This window comes from Neorhizobium sp. R1-B (assembly GCF_004368875.1).
GTDB lineage: Bacteria > Pseudomonadota > Alphaproteobacteria > Rhizobiales > Rhizobiaceae > Neorhizobium > Neorhizobium huautlense.
The window spans coordinates 1-16,903 of sequence record NZ_SOEM01000021.1; the positions used below are offsets into that span (position 1 = coordinate 1).

The following is a 16,903-nucleotide window of genomic DNA, read 5'->3' on the forward strand; positions in this document are numbered from 1 at the left end:
GTCACCCTCACGCAGTTGCGCTTCTCTTCGCTTGCTGTGACCAGCTCACGGTGGGACTTGCACCCACAAGAATGCGCCCATGCTGGGCGCACAACGAAAACGGCCCCTCCTTTCGGAAGGGCCGCGGGGCTTGCTGTCCTCGGCTAGAGGTCTGGGAGCCGAAGATCAGTTGATCTGCTGCGGGGCGACCTGGGCCTCGATCTGCTTTGCGGTATCGCCGGCTTCGGCAGCGATCGCGATGCGGCGGGGTTTCATGGCGTCCGGGATGTCCCGGAGAAGATCGATGTGAAGCAGGCCGTTCTTCAGCGAAGCGGACTGTACCTCGACATGGTCGGCGAGCTGGAAGCGGCGCTCGAAGGCGCGCTTGGCGATGCCGCGGTAGAGGTATTCGCTCTGGCCGTTGCCAATGTCTTCTTCGCTCTTTTCACCCTTGACGGTCAGCACATGGGCGTGGGCTTCGAGCGAAAGTTCCTTTTCGTCGAAACCGGCGACGGCCATGGTGATGCGGTAGGTATTCTCGCCAGTCCGCTCGATGTTGTAGGGCGGATAGCTGGGGGTCTGGTCGGCGACGCTACGATTGTCGAGCAGGTTGAAAAGGCGGTCGAAACCGACGGTGGAGCGGTAAAGGGGGGAAAAATCGACGTGACGCATGGTGTCCTCTCTTGAAGCGACGTTGCGGTTCTGGTTGGCCTTCAGCATCCCGTTCTGGCGATGCCGGAGCCGTTCGGCGGACCCTCATCGGCGCCCGCAGGACTGAGATGGGAATTGAATTTTCCCGCTTCAAGGCCTTTTTTTGAAGAAACCGGTTTTGCGCCTGAACCCCATATGAACAGCTGATTCGGCTTAGGTTCAGACGGCATCTGATAGAACAAAGATTATTGGAAGGCAGACTGCCTCTACTGGCTGAAGCCTATTCGTCCCTTCGCTTCGGCCTTTGCCTGGCCGGAGCCGTCCGGTTTCCCCAACCGCGGTTCCGGCTTTCTTTTACTGTAACCCGCAGCCAGCGAATGCGACGCTCTCTGTCTGCTGCGCGCCGCCTCTTTTCCCCTTGACGCGCCGCCGCTGCTGCTGTCGCTTATGCCTATGACCGAAGCGGCAGATTCCATGGACGACGTTTTCCACCTCACCCCCGGCAATCCGGCGCCATCCAATTATACGGCCGGTTATTTCACCGGTCATCGCGGCACGCGGCTGCGCTACGGACTCTTCCGTTCGGAGCGTTCGCCGGCGATCGGCACCGTGGTCATCATGCAGGGCCGCAACGAATTTATCGAAAAGTATTTCGAAACGATCCGCGACCTCAACGCCATGGGGCTGTGGGTTGCAACCTTCGATCTGCGCGGCCAAGGCGGATCGGACCGGCTGACGAAAAATCCGCGCAAGGGCCATGTGCGCCGCTTTTCCGACTACGAGCGGGATCTCGAGATCTTCCTGGAGCACATCGTGCTGCCGGATGCCCGCCTGCCATTTTTCCTGGTCGGCCATTCGACGGGATCGCTGATAGCCCTGTCTGCGGCACCGCGGCTTTCGAACCGTATCCACCGCATGGTCCTCGCGGCCCCCTATGTCGCGCTCTCCGGCCAGGGCGTACCGGAAGGCGTGATCCGGACTGTTGCCGGTCTCGCCTGCCTTACCGGCTTCGGCCGCATCCAGCTTGGAACGGACAAGAGCCGTCGGCCGTTCGAGGGCAATCCGCTGACCTCGGACTTCAAGCGTTTCCAGCGCAATGCGGAAATCATCGCAGCCCACCCCGAATTGACGGTCGGGGCGCCTACCGCCCGCTGGCTTCGCGAAACCTTCAAGGCCGCGCGCCGCGTATCGAACCAGGCGCATCTGACCCGGATAACGATCCCGACTCTGATCCTCGCTCCGGTGCTGGATGGAATCGTCCCCTACCGGGCCCAGGAGGAGCTGTCGCGCAATTTCCGCGCCGCCCAGCTCGTGACCATAAACGGCGCTCGCCACGAACTCTTCCAGGACAAGGACATCTATCGCGCCCAGGGACTGGCCGCGATCGAAGCCTTCATGCCCGGCCAGGACGGCGGTTTCGGCCTATCCGAAAGCGCCGCCTGATCTTTCCGGTCATTTGCCGGAAAGCAGCTCCAGCGCCTGCCGGTGCACCGCCGGACTTCCGGCCGCGACGATATTGCCGCCATTTTCCGGCCGACCGCCGTCCCAGGTGGTAATGATCCCGCCCGCCTGTTCGATCAGCGGGATGAGCGCCCCGACGTCATAAGGTTGAAGGTTGTTTTCCACGACGAGATCGACGTTGCCCGAGGCGAGCAGCGCATAGGCATAACAATCGCAGCCGTAGCGGAAGAGCCGCACCTTTTCCTCGACGGAGCGGTAAAGCGCCAGGTCCGCTCCCGTGAAGATATGCGGCGAGGTGGTGAAGAGAATCGCATTCTTGAGCTCGCCGCAATCCCGCGTCGCGATCTGCCGCTCGCCGTCCGGACCGCGGTACCAGGAATGTGTTCCATCGGCGAAATAACGCTCGCCGGTAAACGGCTGGTCGACGAGCCCCATCGTCGCCCGCCCGTTCGAGCGGAAGCCGATCAGCGTACCCCAGACCGGCAGGCCAGAGATGAAGGCGCGTGTGCCGTCGATTGGATCGATGACCCAGATATGCTCGCGGTCGAGACCGATATTCTCGTGCTCCTCGCCGAGGATGCCGTGATGGGGAAACTTTTCCTCGATCAGCAGGCGGATCGCGGTCTCGGCGGCGCGGTCGCCCTCGGTGACGGGATCGAACCCGCTTTCCAGCTTGTTGACCACTGAAAGGCCGGTGCGGAAACGCGGCAGCGTTTCAGCCTTGGCGGCATCGGCAAGCGTATAGAAAAAATTGCGGTCGGGAAGCATCGAAGAAATCCCCTCGTGGAATGGAAACTTCTTCTAATCGAATCGCCGCAAGCTGGAAACCGGCTGAATTTGGAGGCGTAGAGCGGGAAAACAGGCAGGCACTGGCGCATATCTCACCACTTCGCCCAAAAATGCTGAAAAATTGAGCACAAAAAGTTATTGCTTGACAATTGTGCAGCGCAATACTAATCTCATCTTACAGTCTTTGACTGTAAATACCCTCCTTGGGTGTTTCCTCCCTAGACTTAGCCGCGCCCACAAGCGCGGTTTTTTTTGCCCGCGATCGACCGGCAGACAAAAGCTTGTGGATAATGGGGTGTTATTCGGCGGCGAGTGCGCCGCCGCTGCCGGAAAATTCAACGGCGAAATCTGCCATCTGGCGCATGAAGGTGGAAAGCGCGGCAGCGATCGCCGGAAAGTCGCGCTTTTTGGCAAGCGTCATCTCGTCCACATAGAGCGCCCGGTTGATTTCGATCTGCAGCGCATGCAGACCCCGGACCGGCCGGCCGTAGTGTTCGGTTATGAAGCCGCCGGCATAGGGCTTGTTGCGGACGGCCGAAAAGCCCATGCCGTCCAGGAATTGCATCGCCGCGCGGGAAAGCTCGGCAGAGGCGCTGGTGCCGTAGCGGTCGCCGATGATGAAGTCCGGCCGGACGTCGGAGCCTGACAGCCGGATATTGCCCGGCATGGAATGGCAGTCGATCAGGATCGCAAGCCCGAAACGGGCATGGGTTCGGGCGATCAGCTTTCTCAGGCAGGCGTGATAGGGCTTGTAGATCGTCTCGATGCGGCTCATACCCTCTTCCACCGACAGGCGATGCCGGTAGATTTCCATGTTTTCCGCAACGATACGCGGGATCGTTCCGAGCCCGCCTGCGACCCGCATGGAACCGATATTGACGAAGGGCGGCAACGGCCCGTCGAACATGCGGGGATCGAGCTCATAGGGCTCGCGGTTCACGTCCAGGTAGGCGCGCGGGAAATGGGCAAGCAGCAGCGGCGCGCCGAGCTCCGGCGCATCTGCGAACAGATCGTCGACATAATGATCGGCCGAGCGGCGGATGGCGAGCGAATCGAGATTGGTCTCGGCAAGGAAGGAGGGAGGATAGAAGCGGCCGCTATGGGGCGAGTTGAAAACGAAGGGGATTGTCTGCGCAGCGGGCTCCCTTACTTCGAAATGTCCAAAATCACCCTCGCTGCAATCCATCCTGCCTTTACCATGTCACGAACTTGTTCAAGACCGCATGTTGCCAGTTGCCTGGCATGAAGTCCATACTATCTATACCCCACGAAAACCTCTTCCACCCCCATTAAACGGATGTTTACCGTGTCTTGGCAGTGTGAGTGTTCCCTAACTTAAAAATTGCATTGGATGACGGTCCCGGAGATGATTCAGAAAATCCTTCTCGCCGAAGACGATAACGACATGCGCCGCTTCCTGGTGAAGGCGCTGGAAAAGGCGGGCTATAAGGTCGCTTCCTTCGATAACGGCGCAAGCGCCTATGACCGGTTGCGCGAGGAGCCCTTCTCGCTTCTCCTGACCGATATCGTCATGCCGGAAATGGACGGGATAGAACTTGCCCGCCGCGCGACGGAACTCGATCCGGACCTCAAGGTAATGTTCATCACCGGCTTCGCCGCCGTTGCATTGAACTCCGATTCGAAGGCTCCGAAGGACGCAAAGGTGCTCTCGAAGCCCTTCCACCTGCGCGATCTGGTGGACGAAGTGAACAAGCTTCTCGCCGCCTGAGATGTCGAATGCCGGGAAATGCGAGGCCTTCAAAAAAGCTTCGCATTTCGCGACAAAAACCAGTTGACGGCCCGACCAGTCTATGGTCTATGCGCCGCCACGGATGGGCGTGTAGCTCAGCGGGAGAGCACTACGTTGACATCGTAGGGGTCACAAGTTCGATCCTTGTCACGCCCACCATCCCTCTTTCCTGGTTTCTCAGGCGTTTGCGCGGTTGACGACATAACCCGCTTTTTCACCTTCTCACGACTTTGATCCGGCTGGCCGAACCCGCTGCTTGGGCGGCGCTTTTGCGTCTTGGCCTTTCGGCCGGCGCAATCCCGACGCAATTTCGGTATTGGGTCGGCAACGGACAACGATGATCTTGCCCTGCCGCTTGCCGATCTGCAATAACGCGGGGGACAGTGGTTGCAGTCCGGCGGGTCGCGGTGCACCGGCGTCCGGTTTCGAACAAACAGGTGGATAATGGCAGGATCGAGCAGCTTTAGTGAGCATGCGGCGGGAGACGAAGCAGACATCATCCCACGCGACATCCGCTTCGGAATTTTGGAAAACGCCACGCGGCACTGGTATGACGGCGACATCATCAAGACGGTGATGGCGGACGGTCTTTCCATCTTCCTGCCGGAAGGCGAGCGCTATTTCATCCGCTCCCTGAAGCACTACGCGTCGAAGCTCACGGATCGGGAGCTGGCGGCGGAAATCAACGGCTATGCGGTGCAGGAAGCTTTCCATACCCGCGAACACGAAGACTATAACAAGGCCATGGCGTCGCTCGGCTATGACGTCGAGGAAATGGAAAAGCCGGTCCGTTTTGCGCTCGGGGTCGCCAAGAACCCGCTGCACCGGCTGGCCGTTACCTGCGCCATCGAACACCTGACCGCAACCTTGTCGACGGTGACCCTGCGCCGCCCGGACCTTCTGGAAACGGCAGCGCCAGCCTACCGTCGCCTGTGGATGTGGCATGCTCTGGAGGAGCTCGAGCACAAGGCGGTGGCGCTCGATGTCTTGAAGGCGGTGACGCCAGATCTGCCCGGCTGGAAACGCTACCTGCTGCGGGTCTCGGCGATGAATGCCACGGTCATTCCATTCCTGCTGATCTTTCTGCGAAATACGCGGCTTTATGCCCGCACCGACGGCGTCAAGACCGGCATCCGCTTCTGGCTGCGCTTCATCTGGGTCGTGTTCTTCGCCCCCGGCTTCTGGCGGCGCTGCATGCCCCTGGTGTTGAAATATTACCTGCCGGGTTTCGATCCGAAGAACAGCGACGATGCCGAACTGGTGCGCAAGGGGCGGGCCTGGCTTTATCAGGATATGCCGCCGGCAGCCGCTGCCGCGCCGGCTCAGTAGGACCGAGACCATGGCAAGAAACATGTTCTCCAATGTCCTGAACGCGGTCGAGCGCGGCGCCTTTCCGCGAACCCAGAAATGGGCATGGCGCGGCGTTTACAACATCTTGTCCCGGTTCTGGCGGGACGACGACTGGCGTTTCATGAACTACGGCTTCATGCCCGAAGGCGCCGCCTTTCCGCTGAAAGCGGAAGACGAGCCCGAACGGGCCTTTATCGGCCTCTATCATCAGGCGGTCGAAGGATTGCCGCTGGCAGGCGCGCGGGTTCTCGAAATCGGTTCGGGGCGTGGCGGCGGATCGCGTTATATCGCGCGCTACCATGCGCCGGCGAGCGTCGTCGGCCTCGACTACTCGCCGGAGACGGTGCGCCTTGCGCGGCGGCTGAACGCCGACACGGCTTCGCTTTCCTTTGAAGTCGGCGATGCGGAGCGACTGCCTTTTGCCGACGGCTCGTTTGACGTGGTCGTCAACATCGAATCCTCCCATTGCTACGCAAACGTCCCCGCCTTTGCCAGCGAAGCGGCCCGCGTGCTTGCGCCGGGCGGCTGGTTCACCTTTGCCGACATGCGGCCAAAGGGCAAACTTTCCGAACTCGACCGTCAGCTCTCCGTACCGGGGCTTGAGCTGGTGGCGGAGCGCAGCCTTTCCGTAGGCGTCGTTGCGGCGCTTGACGCGGCGGAAGCGAGAAAACGCGAACGCATCGGCCGTGCCCGGCTGATGCGGCGCTTCATGACCGAATTTTCAGGAGCGCAAGGCTCGATCCTCTATAAGGGACTTTCCGGAGGCGGCGTTGTCTACGTGGCCCGCCGCTACCGCAAGACGGCGTGACCGGCTGCAAATTGTTGCGGGCAACCGTACCGAATCACCCGGAACCAGCCTCGCCGATCGCCGCTGGATATGCGAAATGTCAGTTCATCCGCGTCAGCTGGCGCGGATTTTCCCCAACTGCCCTGCCCGTATCTCGGCGGGGCTTTTTCTTTTCCGGCGTCCACAGATACGAAACGCGGAGAGGGCCGCGATGGGCACCTCCCCGCGTCCGCCGAGGGATCGGGATGTCGCGTCGGAAGGCCTAGGTCAATGCGGCGCCGGCCATCAGCGCCAGCACGAGGAAGACCAGGAAGATGACGAGCGCGATGAAGAACAGGATCTTGGCGATGCTCGCGGTTGCGGCCGAAATGCCGGAAAAGCCGAGAAAGCCCGTGATCAGCGAGATGACCAGAAAAATAAGTGCCCACTTCAGCATGGAGTTATTCCTTCGCGTTGATGGGCGGATAACGTGAAAAAAGGTTCCAAGGTTCCAATCCGGCGTAAACCTCTGCAGTTGCCTGAAAAGCGGGAGGCAGGAAGACGGAAAGGAAGGCGAAGCCAAGCGAATCAGCTAGAGCTAATTCGAACACATCGGGAACGGGCTCAATCAGGAACGGCCCAATCAGGAACGGAATGTCGGTCGCCTATCTGGAAAAACTCAACGATGCGCAGCGCCGGGCGGTGGAGCATGGCTCGGACGTGCCGAATGGCGGACCAGCGGGCCCGCTTCTGGTGATTGCCGGCGCGGGCTCTGGCAAGACCAATACGCTTGCCCATCGCGTCGCGCACCTGATCGTCTCCGGCGCCGACCCGCGCCGCATCCTCCTGATGACCTTTTCCCGCCGCGCGGCCTCTGAAATGGCCCGGCGCGTCGAGCGTATCTGCTCGCAGGTGCTGGGCGCCAAGTCGGGGATCATGACCGATGCTCTCGCCTGGGCAGGCACCTTCCACGGCATCGGTGCCCGGCTGCTTCGCCTGCATGCGGGTGAGATAGGCCTGGATCCGGATTTCACCATCCACGACCGGGAAGACTCCGCCGACCTGATGAACCTTGTCCGCCACGAGCTCGGCTTCTCGAAGACCGAAAACCGCTTTCCGACGAAAGGCACCTGCCTCGCCATCTATTCCCGCGCCGTCAATTCCGAAACGCCGCTGGACGAGGTGCTGAAGCTTCACTTCCCCTGGTGCTCCGCCTGGGAAAAGCAGCTCCGCGAACTGTTCGCGACCTATGTGGAGGCCAAGCAGGCCCAGAACGTCCTCGATTACGACGATCTCCTGCTCTACTGGGCGCAGATGATCAGCGAGGCTGCAATCGCCGAGGATATCGGCAGCCGCTTCGACCACGTTCTGGTCGACGAATACCAGGACACCAACCGCCTGCAGTCCTCGGTCCTCATGGCGATGAAGCCCGGCGGGCGAGGTTTGACGGTCGTCGGTGACGATGCCCAGTCGATCTACTCCTTCCGCTCCGCGACGATCCGCAACATCCTCGATTTCCCGGCCTCCTTCGATCCGCCGGCCAATATCGTAACCCTCGACCGTAACTACCGGTCCACGAATACGATCCTCGCCGCCGCCAACGGCGTCATCGACCTCGCCCGCGAGCGGTTTACCAAGAACCTCTGGACCGACCGACAGTCCGCGGAGCGCCCGCGCTTGGTCGCCGTCAAGGACGAGACCGAGCAGGCGAACTACATCGTCGAAAAGATCCTCGAAAACCGCGAAACCGGGATGACGCTCAAACAGCAGGCCGTGCTTTTCCGCGCCTCGCACCATTCCGGTCCGCTGGAAGTGGAGCTCACCCGCCGCAACATCCCTTTCGTGAAGTTCGGCGGCCTGAAGTTTCTGGACAGCGCACATGTGAAGGACATGCTGGCTGCGCTGCGCTTTGCCCAGAACCCGCGCGACCGGGTCGCCGGCTTCCGGCTGATGCAGCTCATCCCCGGCATCGGCCCGCAGACGGCAGGAAAAATCCTCGACGCCATCGCTGCCGATCCCGAACCGCTCGCCGCATTGCAGGAAATCCCCACCCCGCCGCGTTCCGGCGAGGACTGGCCGGCCTTCGTCGACATGCTGGCGGCACTGCGCAAAAGCGGCGCCGGCTGGCCTGCCGAGATCGGCCTTGCCCGCCAATGGTACGAGCCTCATCTCGCCCGTATCCACGAAGATGCCGAGACGCGGAAAGCCGACCTCCTGCAGCTCGAACAGATTGCGTCCGGCTATAATTCCCGCGAACGTTTCCTCACCGAACTGACGCTCGATCCGCCCGATGCCACGAGCGCCGAGGCTGGGACGCCGCTGCTTGACGAGGATTACCTGATCCTCTCCACTATCCATTCCGCCAAGGGCCAGGAATGGCGGTCGGTGTTCCTTCTGAACTGCGTCGACGGCTGCATCCCGTCCGATCTCGGCGTCGGCTCGACCGCCGAGATCGAGGAGGAACGCCGCCTGCTCTATGTCGCGATGACCCGGGCGAAGGACCACCTGCACCTCATCACCCCGCAGCGCTTCTTTGTGCACGGCCAGGCGTCGCAGGGCGACAAGCATGTCTACGCCGCTCGCACCCGCTTCATCCCGGCAACGCTGCTGCAATTCTTCGAAACCGCCGCCTGGCCGGTCGTCGCACCCATGTCCGACGCCGAACGCCAGGCCCGCCATCAGGTGCGTATCGACGTGACTGCCCGCATGCGGGGCATGTGGCGCTAGGCTTTCGCCTCCGTCCTGCGTCCAGAGGAGACATCAGTGAACAATAGTCCGTCGAACATGAAGGCTGCGGCCTGGATGATGGCTTCGATCGCCCTGCTTCTGCTGATGGCCGTCTCGGGGCGTGCGATAACGCGTGAACTCGATGTCTTCCAGGTCATGGAGATGCGTTCCGTGATCGCGTTTTTCATGCTGCTGCCGTTCGTCTTTCGCGAAGGCGGCATACGGGCGATGCGCACGTCGATCCTGCCGAGCCATATCGGCCGCAACGTCGCCCACTATATCGGCCAGTTCGCGTGGCTGATGGGCCTCACCCTGATTCCGATGGCGCAGGTCATCGCCATCGAGTTCACTGCGCCGATCTGGGCAGCCCTGATGGCCGCGGCCTTTCTCGGCGAGCGGTTGACATGGCGCAAGGGCGTGGCGATCCTGTTCGGCGTCGTGGGCGTCGTGCTGATCGTCCGGCCGGGAGCAGCCCCACTCAACCCCGGTCACCTGGTCGTACTTGGAGCCGCCTTCGTCTTCGCCATATCCTTCATCATGACCAAGCTCCTGACGCGCACGGACAGTGCGACGAAGATCATCTTCTGGATGCTCATAATCCAGTCGGTGGTCGGGCTCGTACCGGCGCTCCGGGTCTGGGTCTGGCCATCCGCAGAAATGTGGCCGTGGATCCTCGTCATCGCGTTTTCAGGCACATTTGCCCACTATTGCATGGCCAAGGCTCTCTCCCACGGCGACGCGATGACGGTCATGCCGATGGACTATCTGCGGGTTCCGCTGTCGGCGCTGCTCGGATATCTGCTCTATGCCGAGGCTGTCGATGGCCTGACGGCGCTGGGCGCTGCCTTGATTCTTGCCGGTAACCTTTTCAACCTGCGCAGGCCGAACGCCAACCGCATCCAGTGCACGCCGACCTGATGATTTTGCGCCGCCTTCCGCGGGCCGGCATCATCAAAAGAGCTACCCCCTCTGGGTATCGCCCCGCTCCAGAAGGTCGATCTGGATCTGCTGCAATTCGGCCAGCCTCTCCCACTGATGGGCCATCTGATGGTCGATCTTTTCGTGCAGCTGGCGGATTTCGAGTTCGGCGCGCAGGTTGATCATATAGTCGTTTTCGGCGCGCCGCCTGTCCTTCTCCTCCTGCCGCCGCTGGCTCATCATGATGACAGGCGCCTGCAGGGCTGCAAGACAGGACAGGACAAGGTTCAGCAGGATGAAGGGATATGGATCGAAAGGCTCGGCAAAAAGGCCGGAGACGTTGAGCGCCATCCAGGAAAAAAGCACGCCCATGAAGAACAGGATGAAGGTCCAGGAGCCGCCGAACGAAGCAACCCGGTCGGCTGTCCGCTCTCCCAATGTGGGTTTGCGCTCCAGCACATTGGCAGCGCTGCTCTGCACTGTGGAAACACCCTTCTCGAAACTGTCGAGCACCTGTCTGTCGAGTTCGGAAAGCTCTCCGCGCTCCTCCGCGAGCAGCTTTTCCACATAGCGGCGGCGATAATGGGCGAGATCTTCGTCGCAGATCAGGCTTTCGGTCCCGCAATCGGCGACTTCGGCGGCAATCATCTCGTGCAGGCCCGGCCTGAGCTGACCGATCTTGCGAAGCTTCGGCAACGGAAAGGCTCGGCCGCAGACAACACACTGCGCCGTCCTGTTGGTTCCCGGATGGCGGCTCATGTCATGCCTCTTCCTTGGCTTCAGCTGCCTTCTGGGAACCCTTGCCGTTTTGCTGCAATGGCGACAGATGGAAAATCGTCGGCGAGAACTTTTCAAGATAGTCCTCGGCGCGGCCGATATAGACCAGGGTCGAAGTGTCGAGGCCGGCAAGCACGTCGAGCATACGCTCCCGCGTTTCCGGCTCCAGGCCTTCCAGCACGTCGTCCATGATCACCCATTCGGGTTTGCGCAGCACGGCATTGGCAATCGAAAGAAGCGCCTCCTCATCCTTGTCGAGAACCCTGTCCCATCGCTCCACATCGTTCAGGCGATCCACGAGCCGGTGCAGCCCGACTTTTTCCAGCGCCTCGGCCAGCGCTTTGTCGCTGCCATCCGGCAGGCCGGTGGGATAGGTCATCGCCTCTTTGAGGGTCGCTGTCGGCAGGTAGCCTTCCTGAGGCAGGAAGACCATGCCATCCCTGGGCGGCAGGCCGATCTCGCCCCGCCCCCACGGCCAGATGCCGGCGAGCGCCTGGAAGAAGAGATGCCGGTCGGCGCCCGGATCGCCGTTGATCATCACCCGCCCGCTCGGCCTGATCACGCATTCGCCTTCCCTGAGACGGATGCCGTGCCCCGCCTCGCCGCGGTCGGGGTCGCCATAGACCATTACGCCGCACAGGCGGATGCCCTGCGCATCGGATTGTTCGCGATAGGTGAGCAGTTCACCTTCCACAGCCGGCGTGTCCATCGCAAGCAACGCGTTGCGGAAGGAGGAGACGCGTGCCAGCGTGGCTTTCCAATCGGCGATGACCCCGAAATTGTTGACATACCACCTGAGCGCCAGATTGACCTGGTTGAACGCGCCGACGGCCATCATCAAGCCGCCGAAGGAAAGCCCGCCGGAGAAATACATCGGCGAGGCGATGATGATCGGAGCGACCAGCGCCAGCCAGCCGAAGCCTGCGGAAACCCAGGTCAGGTTGGTAAGCGCCCAGGCGACTTGGCGAAGCATTTCGAGCACGTTGTCGATCGCCAGGTGGACCCGGCGCAGCTCGCTCGTTTCGCCGCGGGCAAGCGTGATCGGCTTCATGTTCTCGTTGGTGCGCATCAGCACCGCGCGCAGGTCCGCCTCGCGGGCGTAACGGTCCGCGTTGAGCCGCGGCAGCCGTTGTCCCACGATATTGCTGAGCATCGAGCCGATCACCGCATAGAGGACCGTTGCCCAGACCATATAGCCCGGGATCGAGATGCTTCTGTCGCCGAAATGGAAAACGAAGTCGGACGAGATGGCCCAGAGCACGCCGATGAAGCTTGCCAGAAGAATCGTGGAATTGACGAGCCCGATCGCCAGGTTCGTGGTGTTCTCCGCCAGGATTCGGGTATCCTCGTGCAGCCGCTGGTCGGGATTGGCGGCGATCGCGCCGGCGCTCGTGAGCTTCAGCGCCCGCCCCGGCACGAGCCAGACATTCGCCAGATCTCGCGCCAACCCTTCCCGCATCCGCATCGCCGTGATCTGGTTGAGCCATGCCTGGATGACGTTGAGAAGCGTCAATGTGAAGGCGAGTACCGCGAACACGACGAGCTGGTTCAGAAATTCCGGCATGTCGCGCCGTTCGAGCGAATCGTAAAAAGGCCCGTTCCATACGTTGAGGCGGTATTGGGCATAGGTCGTGGAGAAGATGACGATCAAAAGCGCCGCCGTCAGGACAAGCACCCGATTGCGGACCGGCGCTGCCCAAAAGGCGCCAATCATCATTCGAAGCTGTCCGCTCAGCGGCAACTCATAGGTCTGAGGCCTTGCCTCCGGAATTTCAGCCATTCTCCGTATCTCGCCCTCGAACGCCTTTCACTCAGAACCCTCCGTCCGCTTCATTATACTGCACCTACCCCTACCACCACCCTAATGACTTTTGTTTGCAAAATCCTCCAATAGGTGATAATGACCGACCAGTCAGTCATATTTGGAATCGCGATGGCCGAGAAACGAAGAGAGAAGCGGGATCCGCAGCAGCGCCGGGCCGAAATCCTTGCGTCCGCCTTTGCCTGTTTTGCCGAGCGGGGCTTTGCCGCCACCCGGATGGAGGATGTCGCAGCCCGCGCCGGCATCGCCAAGGGCACCGTCTACCTGCATTTTCCGGACAAGGACGCGCTGTTTACCGAACTGGTGTCCGGTGTCGCCTCGCCCATCCTCGGCCAGATGGGCGAATTCGTCGCGAACGAAAGCATTACGCCGCGCTTCGCGGTCTCGATGTTCTACGCTCTCTTCAGGCGGGAGGTGCTGGAGACCGATCGCCGGCATCTGCTGCGGCTGATCCTGGCGGAGGGACCGATGTTTCCAGCCGTCGCGGAATTTTATCACCGGGAAATCATCTCCAGGGGGCTCGGCGTGCTGCGCATCCTGCTCGGCCGCGCGGCCGCCCGCGGTGAGCTGCGCAACCCGAAGATCGTCGAGACGCCGCAGCTCGTCATGGCCCCGCCCCTGCTCTCGATCATCTGGACGACGCTTTTCGAACCCTACGAACACCTCGACACACAAAAGCTCTTCGACACGTTTCTCGACACGCTCTTCGTGCCGGCTGAGGACCTCTCGGAAGGAGGCACGCAATGAAGCGGATATTCGTCATCGCACTCTTGGCCGGTATCGCGCTTGCCGCCCTGCCCTTCCTTTTTGCAGAGAAGAGCCCGCGTCCGTATCAGGGCTGGGTTGAGGCTGATACGCTCTTCATCGGCGCGGAAGGCACGGGCCGCCTGGAAAGGGTCGACGTGCAGGAAGGCGGCACCGTCGCTGCAGGCAACCCGCTCTTCAAGCTGGAGACATCGAGCGAAGAGGCGGCCGTCGCCGCGGCCCGTGCAGCGCTTGCACGCGCACAGGCCGAGCTCGACCTTGCCGAAGCGGCCCAGAAGCGGCCGGAAGAGATTGACGTGCTGCGCGCATCCGAGCGCGAGGCGAATGCCAGACTGGAACTCGCCAAACAGGATCTCGACCGGACCCGCGTTCTCGCCGAGCGCGGCACCGCCACACAGGCGAGCCTCGACGCGGCGATCGCGACCGAAGCCGCCAACCGTGCCGCGCTCGACAATGTGCGCAGCCAGATCACGCTCGCCCATCTGCCGGCGCGCGAACAGACGCTCCGCCAGGCAAAGGAATCCATGGCTGCGGCCAAGGCCGAACTCGCCTCGGCGCAAGCAGCGCTTGCCCGCCGCGCCGTCGCCGCGCCCGCCGCCGGCAGCATCGAAACCCTCTATTATCGCCTCGGCGAGGTCGTACCGGTCGGGCGACCGATCGTGGCACTCCTCCCGCCCGAAAACGTCCGCATCCGCTTCTTCGTGCCTGAGACCGAAATTGCAGCGCTGTCCCTCGGCCAGCCGGTCCGTGTCACCTGCGACGCCTGCCGGCCGTCGGATGCGAGGATCAGCTTTATCGCGAAAACTGCCGAATACACGCCGCCGGAGATCTACAGCCTCGAGGAACGAGCAAAACTCGTCTATCGCATCGAGGCAATTCCCGCCGATCCTGCAACGCTGCGTCCCGGCCAGCCGGTCGATGTTGCCGCAGGAGCCCGGCCATGACCGCAACCGCCGAGTCCCCCGAAACCGTCATCGACGTGCATCATCTGACCAAGAGCTTCGGCGGCCGCAAGGTGGTCGACGATGTCTCCATGTCGGTGAGGAAGGGCCGCATCCACGGTTTCCTGGGCCCCAACGGTTCCGGCAAGACGACCACCATCCGCATGCTCTGCGGCCTGTTGACCCCCGACAGCGGCAACGGCACCTGCCTTGGCTTCGACATCCTGACCGAGAGCGACCGCATCCGTCGCCGCGTCGGGTACATGACGCAGAAATTCTCGCTCTATCAGGATCTGTCCATCCGCGAGAACCTGGAATTCGTCGCCCGCGTTTACGGACTTCCCGATGCCCGCGGCAAGGCGAAGGCAGCGATCGAGCGGCTCGGTCTGAAGGGTCGCGAAAAGCAGCTCGCGGGCGAACTCTCCGGCGGCTGGAAGCAGCGCTTGGCGCTCGGCGCCTGCATCCTGCCCGAGCCTGCACTTCTCCTCCTCGACGAACCGACCGCAGGTGTCGACCCGCAGGCGCGCCGCGACTTCTGGAACGAGATCCATGCGCTCGCCGCCGATGGCCTCTCGGTTCTGGTTTCCACCCACTACATGGACGAAGCGGAGCGCTGCCACGAGATTGCCTATATCGCCTACGGCAAGCTGTTGGTCCAGGGGACTGTCGATGAAGTCATCGAAGGCACCGGTCTCGTCACGTGGACCGTCTCCGGCCCCGATGTCCACCACCTCCAGGCCGAACTCCTGCAGCAGCCGGGCATCGACATGATCGCCCCGTTCGGACTGAGCCTGCATGTGGCGGGACATGACGAATCGGCGCTTGAACAGGCGATCGCCCCCTATCGCCAGCGCCCGGGCTTCAAATGGGAAAAGGGCGAGCCGACGCTGGAGGATGCCTTCATCGACCTGATGGGCCGCTCGGAGGACAATTTCCGATGACCGCGCCCCATGACCCGGAACTCAACGGCAATGGAGGTTTCTTCAAGCGCTTCTGGGCGATGACCGTCAAGGAATTCATCCAGATGACCCGCGACCGCGTGACGCTCGCCACCATGATCATGATCCCGGTCATGCAGCTCTTCCTGTTCGGTTTCGCGATCAACACAACCCCGCACGATCTGCCGACCGCCGTTCTGATGCGCGAGAACAGCGATATCGGCCGCTCGATCCTCGCCGCATTGAAGAACACCGATTTCTTCGAGGTCCAGTCCGTCATCACCCGCACCGAGGACATGGATTCGCTGCTGGAATCGGGCCGGGCGCTGTTCGTGGTCGAGATTCCGGAAGGCTTCGAACGGGCGGTAAGGCGCGGCGAGACGCCCGCCCTTCTCGTCGCCGCCGATGCCACCGATCCGGTTGCATCGAGCTCGGCGCTCGGCGCGCTCTCCGGCATCGTTGCGTCGGCCCTCGCCAACGACCGGCAGATCGAGTTTTCGGAACCGTCGAAACCCGCTTTCTCGATCGTGCAGCATCGCCGCTACAACCCTGCGGGTTCGTCGACGCTCAACATCGTCCCCGGCCTGCTCGGCACGATCCTGACGATGACGCTTTTGATCTTCACCGCCCTCTCCGTCACCCGCGAGATGGAGCGCGGCACCATGGAAAACCTGCTCTCCATGCCGATCAGGCCTCTGGAAATCATGTTCGGCAAGATCACGCCCTACGTCCTGATAGGCCTCATCCAGGCCCTCATCATCATTTCGGCGGGCATCCTGGTGTTCCGGGTTCCGATCCTCGGCGACCTGCCGTCACTGGCCGCCGCGACGGCGCTCTTCGTCGTCGCCAACCTGTCGATCGGCTACACCTTCTCGACCCTGGCGACCAACCAGTTGCAGGCGGTTCAGATGGCGATGATGTTCTTCCTGCCGAACATTCTGCTCTCGGGCTTCATGTTCCCCTTCGCCGGCATGCCGGGCTGGGCACAATGGATCGGCGAGGCGCTGCCGCTGACCCATTACATCCGCATCGTCCGCGCGATCATGCTGAAGGGTGCGGATATCGCCACGCTCGCCTATGATACGAGCGTCCTCGCCGGCCTGATGACGTTCGCCATGCTGATTGCCGTCACCCGCTTCCGCCGGACGCTCGACTGACAGATTTTCCTGCGTATTTCCCCGATATGGCCCGAACCAGGATAACCTCCCGAATCCGCCTTGCATTATTTTCGTGCAACGCACAAAATCCTTGCAACGATCATTGATCGGC

General features: G+C 61.9%; 16 protein-coding genes and 1 tRNA gene. 11 read left to right on the forward strand and 6 right to left on the reverse strand.

Going from position 1 to position 16,903, the window contains the following annotated elements; genetic code table 11:
- Window positions 1–165: 165 nt before the first annotated feature.
- Complete coding sequence (locus tag EDE05_RS21705) at window positions 166–651, reverse strand: Hsp20 family protein (RefSeq protein WP_105374240.1); 486 nt, start codon at window positions 649–651, stop codon at window positions 166–168.
- A 453-nt stretch (window positions 652–1,104) separates the two neighbouring features.
- Between EDE05_RS21705 and EDE05_RS21710 the strand changes: the two genes are divergently transcribed.
- Window positions 1,105–2,073 (forward strand): alpha/beta hydrolase, encoded by a 969-nt coding sequence (locus EDE05_RS21710; protein WP_165924236.1) that lies wholly within the window; start codon window positions 1,105–1,107, stop codon window positions 2,071–2,073.
- 9 nt (window positions 2,074–2,082) lie between these two features.
- Here the strand turns inward: EDE05_RS21710 and hisN are convergent, their stop codons facing one another.
- Together hisN and EDE05_RS21720 are read right to left on the reverse strand one after the other, a co-directional pair.
- Window positions 2,083–2,859: a histidinol-phosphatase gene (gene hisN, locus EDE05_RS21715; RefSeq protein ID WP_105374158.1), complete on the reverse strand. Its 777-nt coding sequence runs from the start codon at window positions 2,857–2,859 to the stop codon at window positions 2,083–2,085.
- 319 nt (window positions 2,860–3,178) lie between these two features.
- Window positions 3,179–4,066, reverse strand: a complete 888-nt coding sequence (locus EDE05_RS21720; protein WP_105374159.1) for an N-formylglutamate amidohydrolase — start codon at window positions 4,064–4,066, stop codon at window positions 3,179–3,181.
- Window positions 4,067–4,246: 180 nt separating this feature from the next.
- On the opposite strand from EDE05_RS21720, the gene cpdR1 reads away from it, so the two are divergent.
- The 4 genes from cpdR1 to EDE05_RS21740 all read left to right on the forward strand — a co-directional run bounded on the left by cpdR1 (window position 4,247) and on the right by EDE05_RS21740 (window position 6,788).
- Window positions 4,247–4,609 (forward strand): response regulator CpdR1, encoded by a 363-nt coding sequence (cpdR1, locus tag EDE05_RS21725; RefSeq protein ID WP_037077221.1) that lies wholly within the window; start codon window positions 4,247–4,249, stop codon window positions 4,607–4,609.
- Window positions 4,610–4,714: 105 nt separating this feature from the next.
- Window positions 4,715–4,789 (forward strand) — tRNA-Val (locus EDE05_RS21730).
- 285 nt (window positions 4,790–5,074) lie between these two features.
- Window positions 5,075–5,959 carry a metal-dependent hydrolase gene (locus tag EDE05_RS21735; protein ID WP_105374160.1) on the forward strand — a complete coding sequence of 295 codons (885 nt, stop codon included), beginning with the start codon at window positions 5,075–5,077 and terminating at the stop codon, window positions 5,957–5,959.
- Between the two features lie 10 nt (window positions 5,960–5,969).
- Window positions 5,970–6,788: a class I SAM-dependent methyltransferase gene (locus EDE05_RS21740; RefSeq protein WP_157949099.1), complete on the forward strand. Its 819-nt coding sequence runs from the start codon at window positions 5,970–5,972 to the stop codon at window positions 6,786–6,788.
- 241 nt (window positions 6,789–7,029) lie between these two features.
- On the opposite strand, the gene EDE05_RS21745 is transcribed toward EDE05_RS21740, so the two are convergent.
- Window positions 7,030–7,203 (reverse strand): DUF1328 domain-containing protein, encoded by a 174-nt coding sequence (locus tag EDE05_RS21745; RefSeq protein ID WP_105374162.1) that lies wholly within the window; start codon window positions 7,201–7,203, stop codon window positions 7,030–7,032.
- A gap of 197 nt (window positions 7,204–7,400) precedes the next feature.
- Here EDE05_RS21745 and EDE05_RS21750 point away from each other — a divergent pair, with 197 nt between their 5' ends.
- Entirely contained in the window at window positions 7,401–9,473 is a 2,073-nt protein-coding gene (locus tag EDE05_RS21750; protein WP_105374163.1) for an ATP-dependent helicase, read from the forward strand.
- Window positions 9,474–9,509: 36 nt separating this feature from the next.
- Entirely contained in the window at window positions 9,510–10,391 is an 882-nt protein-coding gene (locus EDE05_RS21755; protein ID WP_105374164.1) for a DMT family transporter, read from the forward strand.
- Between the two features lie 42 nt (window positions 10,392–10,433).
- On the opposite strand, the gene EDE05_RS21760 is transcribed toward EDE05_RS21755, so the two are convergent.
- Entirely contained in the window at window positions 10,434–11,150 is a 717-nt protein-coding gene (locus tag EDE05_RS21760; protein WP_105374165.1) for a DUF1003 domain-containing protein, read from the reverse strand.
- A 1-nt stretch (window position 11,151) separates the two neighbouring features.
- Window positions 11,152–12,948 carry an ABC transporter ATP-binding protein/permease gene (locus tag EDE05_RS21765; RefSeq protein WP_105374166.1) on the reverse strand — a complete coding sequence of 599 codons (1,797 nt, stop codon included), beginning with the start codon at window positions 12,946–12,948 and terminating at the stop codon, window positions 11,152–11,154.
- A 153-nt stretch (window positions 12,949–13,101) separates the two neighbouring features.
- On the opposite strand from EDE05_RS21765, the gene EDE05_RS21770 reads away from it, so the two are divergent.
- From EDE05_RS21770 to EDE05_RS21785, 4 genes are read left to right on the forward strand one after another with little or no spacing between them, the layout of a single operon-like run.
- Window positions 13,102–13,737, forward strand: coding sequence for a TetR/AcrR family transcriptional regulator (locus tag EDE05_RS21770; protein ID WP_105374241.1), 636 nt, complete (start codon window positions 13,102–13,104; stop codon window positions 13,735–13,737).
- Window positions 13,734–14,699: an HlyD family efflux transporter periplasmic adaptor subunit gene (locus EDE05_RS21775; protein ID WP_132412587.1), complete on the forward strand. Its 966-nt coding sequence runs from the start codon at window positions 13,734–13,736 to the stop codon at window positions 14,697–14,699. Before EDE05_RS21770 ends, EDE05_RS21775 begins: the two co-directional genes overlap by 4 nt.
- Window positions 14,696–15,637 carry an ABC transporter ATP-binding protein gene (locus EDE05_RS21780; RefSeq protein WP_105374168.1) on the forward strand — a complete coding sequence of 314 codons (942 nt, stop codon included), beginning with the start codon at window positions 14,696–14,698 and terminating at the stop codon, window positions 15,635–15,637. Before EDE05_RS21775 ends, EDE05_RS21780 begins: the two co-directional genes overlap by 4 nt.
- Window positions 15,634–16,791 (forward strand): ABC transporter permease, encoded by a 1,158-nt coding sequence (locus tag EDE05_RS21785; RefSeq protein WP_105374169.1) that lies wholly within the window; start codon window positions 15,634–15,636, stop codon window positions 16,789–16,791. The genes EDE05_RS21780 and EDE05_RS21785 overlap by 4 nt, the downstream gene beginning before the upstream one ends.
- Window positions 16,792–16,903: the final 112 nt, after the last annotated feature.

What these genes read in the sequence shown, in the direction of transcription:
- EDE05_RS21735 (WP_105374160.1), top strand. Translation starts at nt 5,075, where the DNA reads ATGGCAGGATCGAGCAGCTTTAGTGAGCATGCGGCGGGAGACGAAGCA.
- EDE05_RS21785 (WP_105374169.1), top strand. Translation starts at nt 15,634, where the DNA reads ATGACCGCGCCCCATGACCCGGAACTCAACGGCAATGGAGGTTTCTTC.
- EDE05_RS21770 (WP_105374241.1), top strand. Translation starts at nt 13,102, where the DNA reads ATGGCCGAGAAACGAAGAGAGAAGCGGGATCCGCAGCAGCGCCGGGCC.
- EDE05_RS21705 (WP_105374240.1), bottom strand. Translation starts at nt 651, where the DNA reads ATGCGTCACGTCGATTTTTCCCCCCTTTACCGCTCCACCGTCGGTTTC.
- cpdR1 (WP_037077221.1), top strand. Translation starts at nt 4,247, where the DNA reads ATGATTCAGAAAATCCTTCTCGCCGAAGACGATAACGACATGCGCCGC.
- EDE05_RS21780 (WP_105374168.1), top strand. Translation starts at nt 14,696, where the DNA reads ATGACCGCAACCGCCGAGTCCCCCGAAACCGTCATCGACGTGCATCAT.
- EDE05_RS21765 (WP_105374166.1), bottom strand. Translation starts at nt 12,948, where the DNA reads ATGGCTGAAATTCCGGAGGCAAGGCCTCAGACCTATGAGTTGCCGCTG.
- EDE05_RS21750 (WP_105374163.1), top strand. Translation starts at nt 7,401, where the DNA reads ATGTCGGTCGCCTATCTGGAAAAACTCAACGATGCGCAGCGCCGGGCG.
- EDE05_RS21775 (WP_132412587.1), top strand. Translation starts at nt 13,734, where the DNA reads ATGAAGCGGATATTCGTCATCGCACTCTTGGCCGGTATCGCGCTTGCC.
- hisN (WP_105374158.1), bottom strand. Translation starts at nt 2,859, where the DNA reads ATGCTTCCCGACCGCAATTTTTTCTATACGCTTGCCGATGCCGCCAAG.
- EDE05_RS21740 (WP_157949099.1), top strand. Translation starts at nt 5,970, where the DNA reads ATGGCAAGAAACATGTTCTCCAATGTCCTGAACGCGGTCGAGCGCGGC.
- EDE05_RS21710 (WP_165924236.1), top strand. Translation starts at nt 1,105, where the DNA reads ATGGACGACGTTTTCCACCTCACCCCCGGCAATCCGGCGCCATCCAAT.
- EDE05_RS21745 (WP_105374162.1), bottom strand. Translation starts at nt 7,203, where the DNA reads ATGCTGAAGTGGGCACTTATTTTTCTGGTCATCTCGCTGATCACGGGC.
- EDE05_RS21720 (WP_105374159.1), bottom strand. Translation starts at nt 4,066, where the DNA reads ATGGATTGCAGCGAGGGTGATTTTGGACATTTCGAAGTAAGGGAGCCC.
- EDE05_RS21760 (WP_105374165.1), bottom strand. Translation starts at nt 11,150, where the DNA reads ATGAGCCGCCATCCGGGAACCAACAGGACGGCGCAGTGTGTTGTCTGC.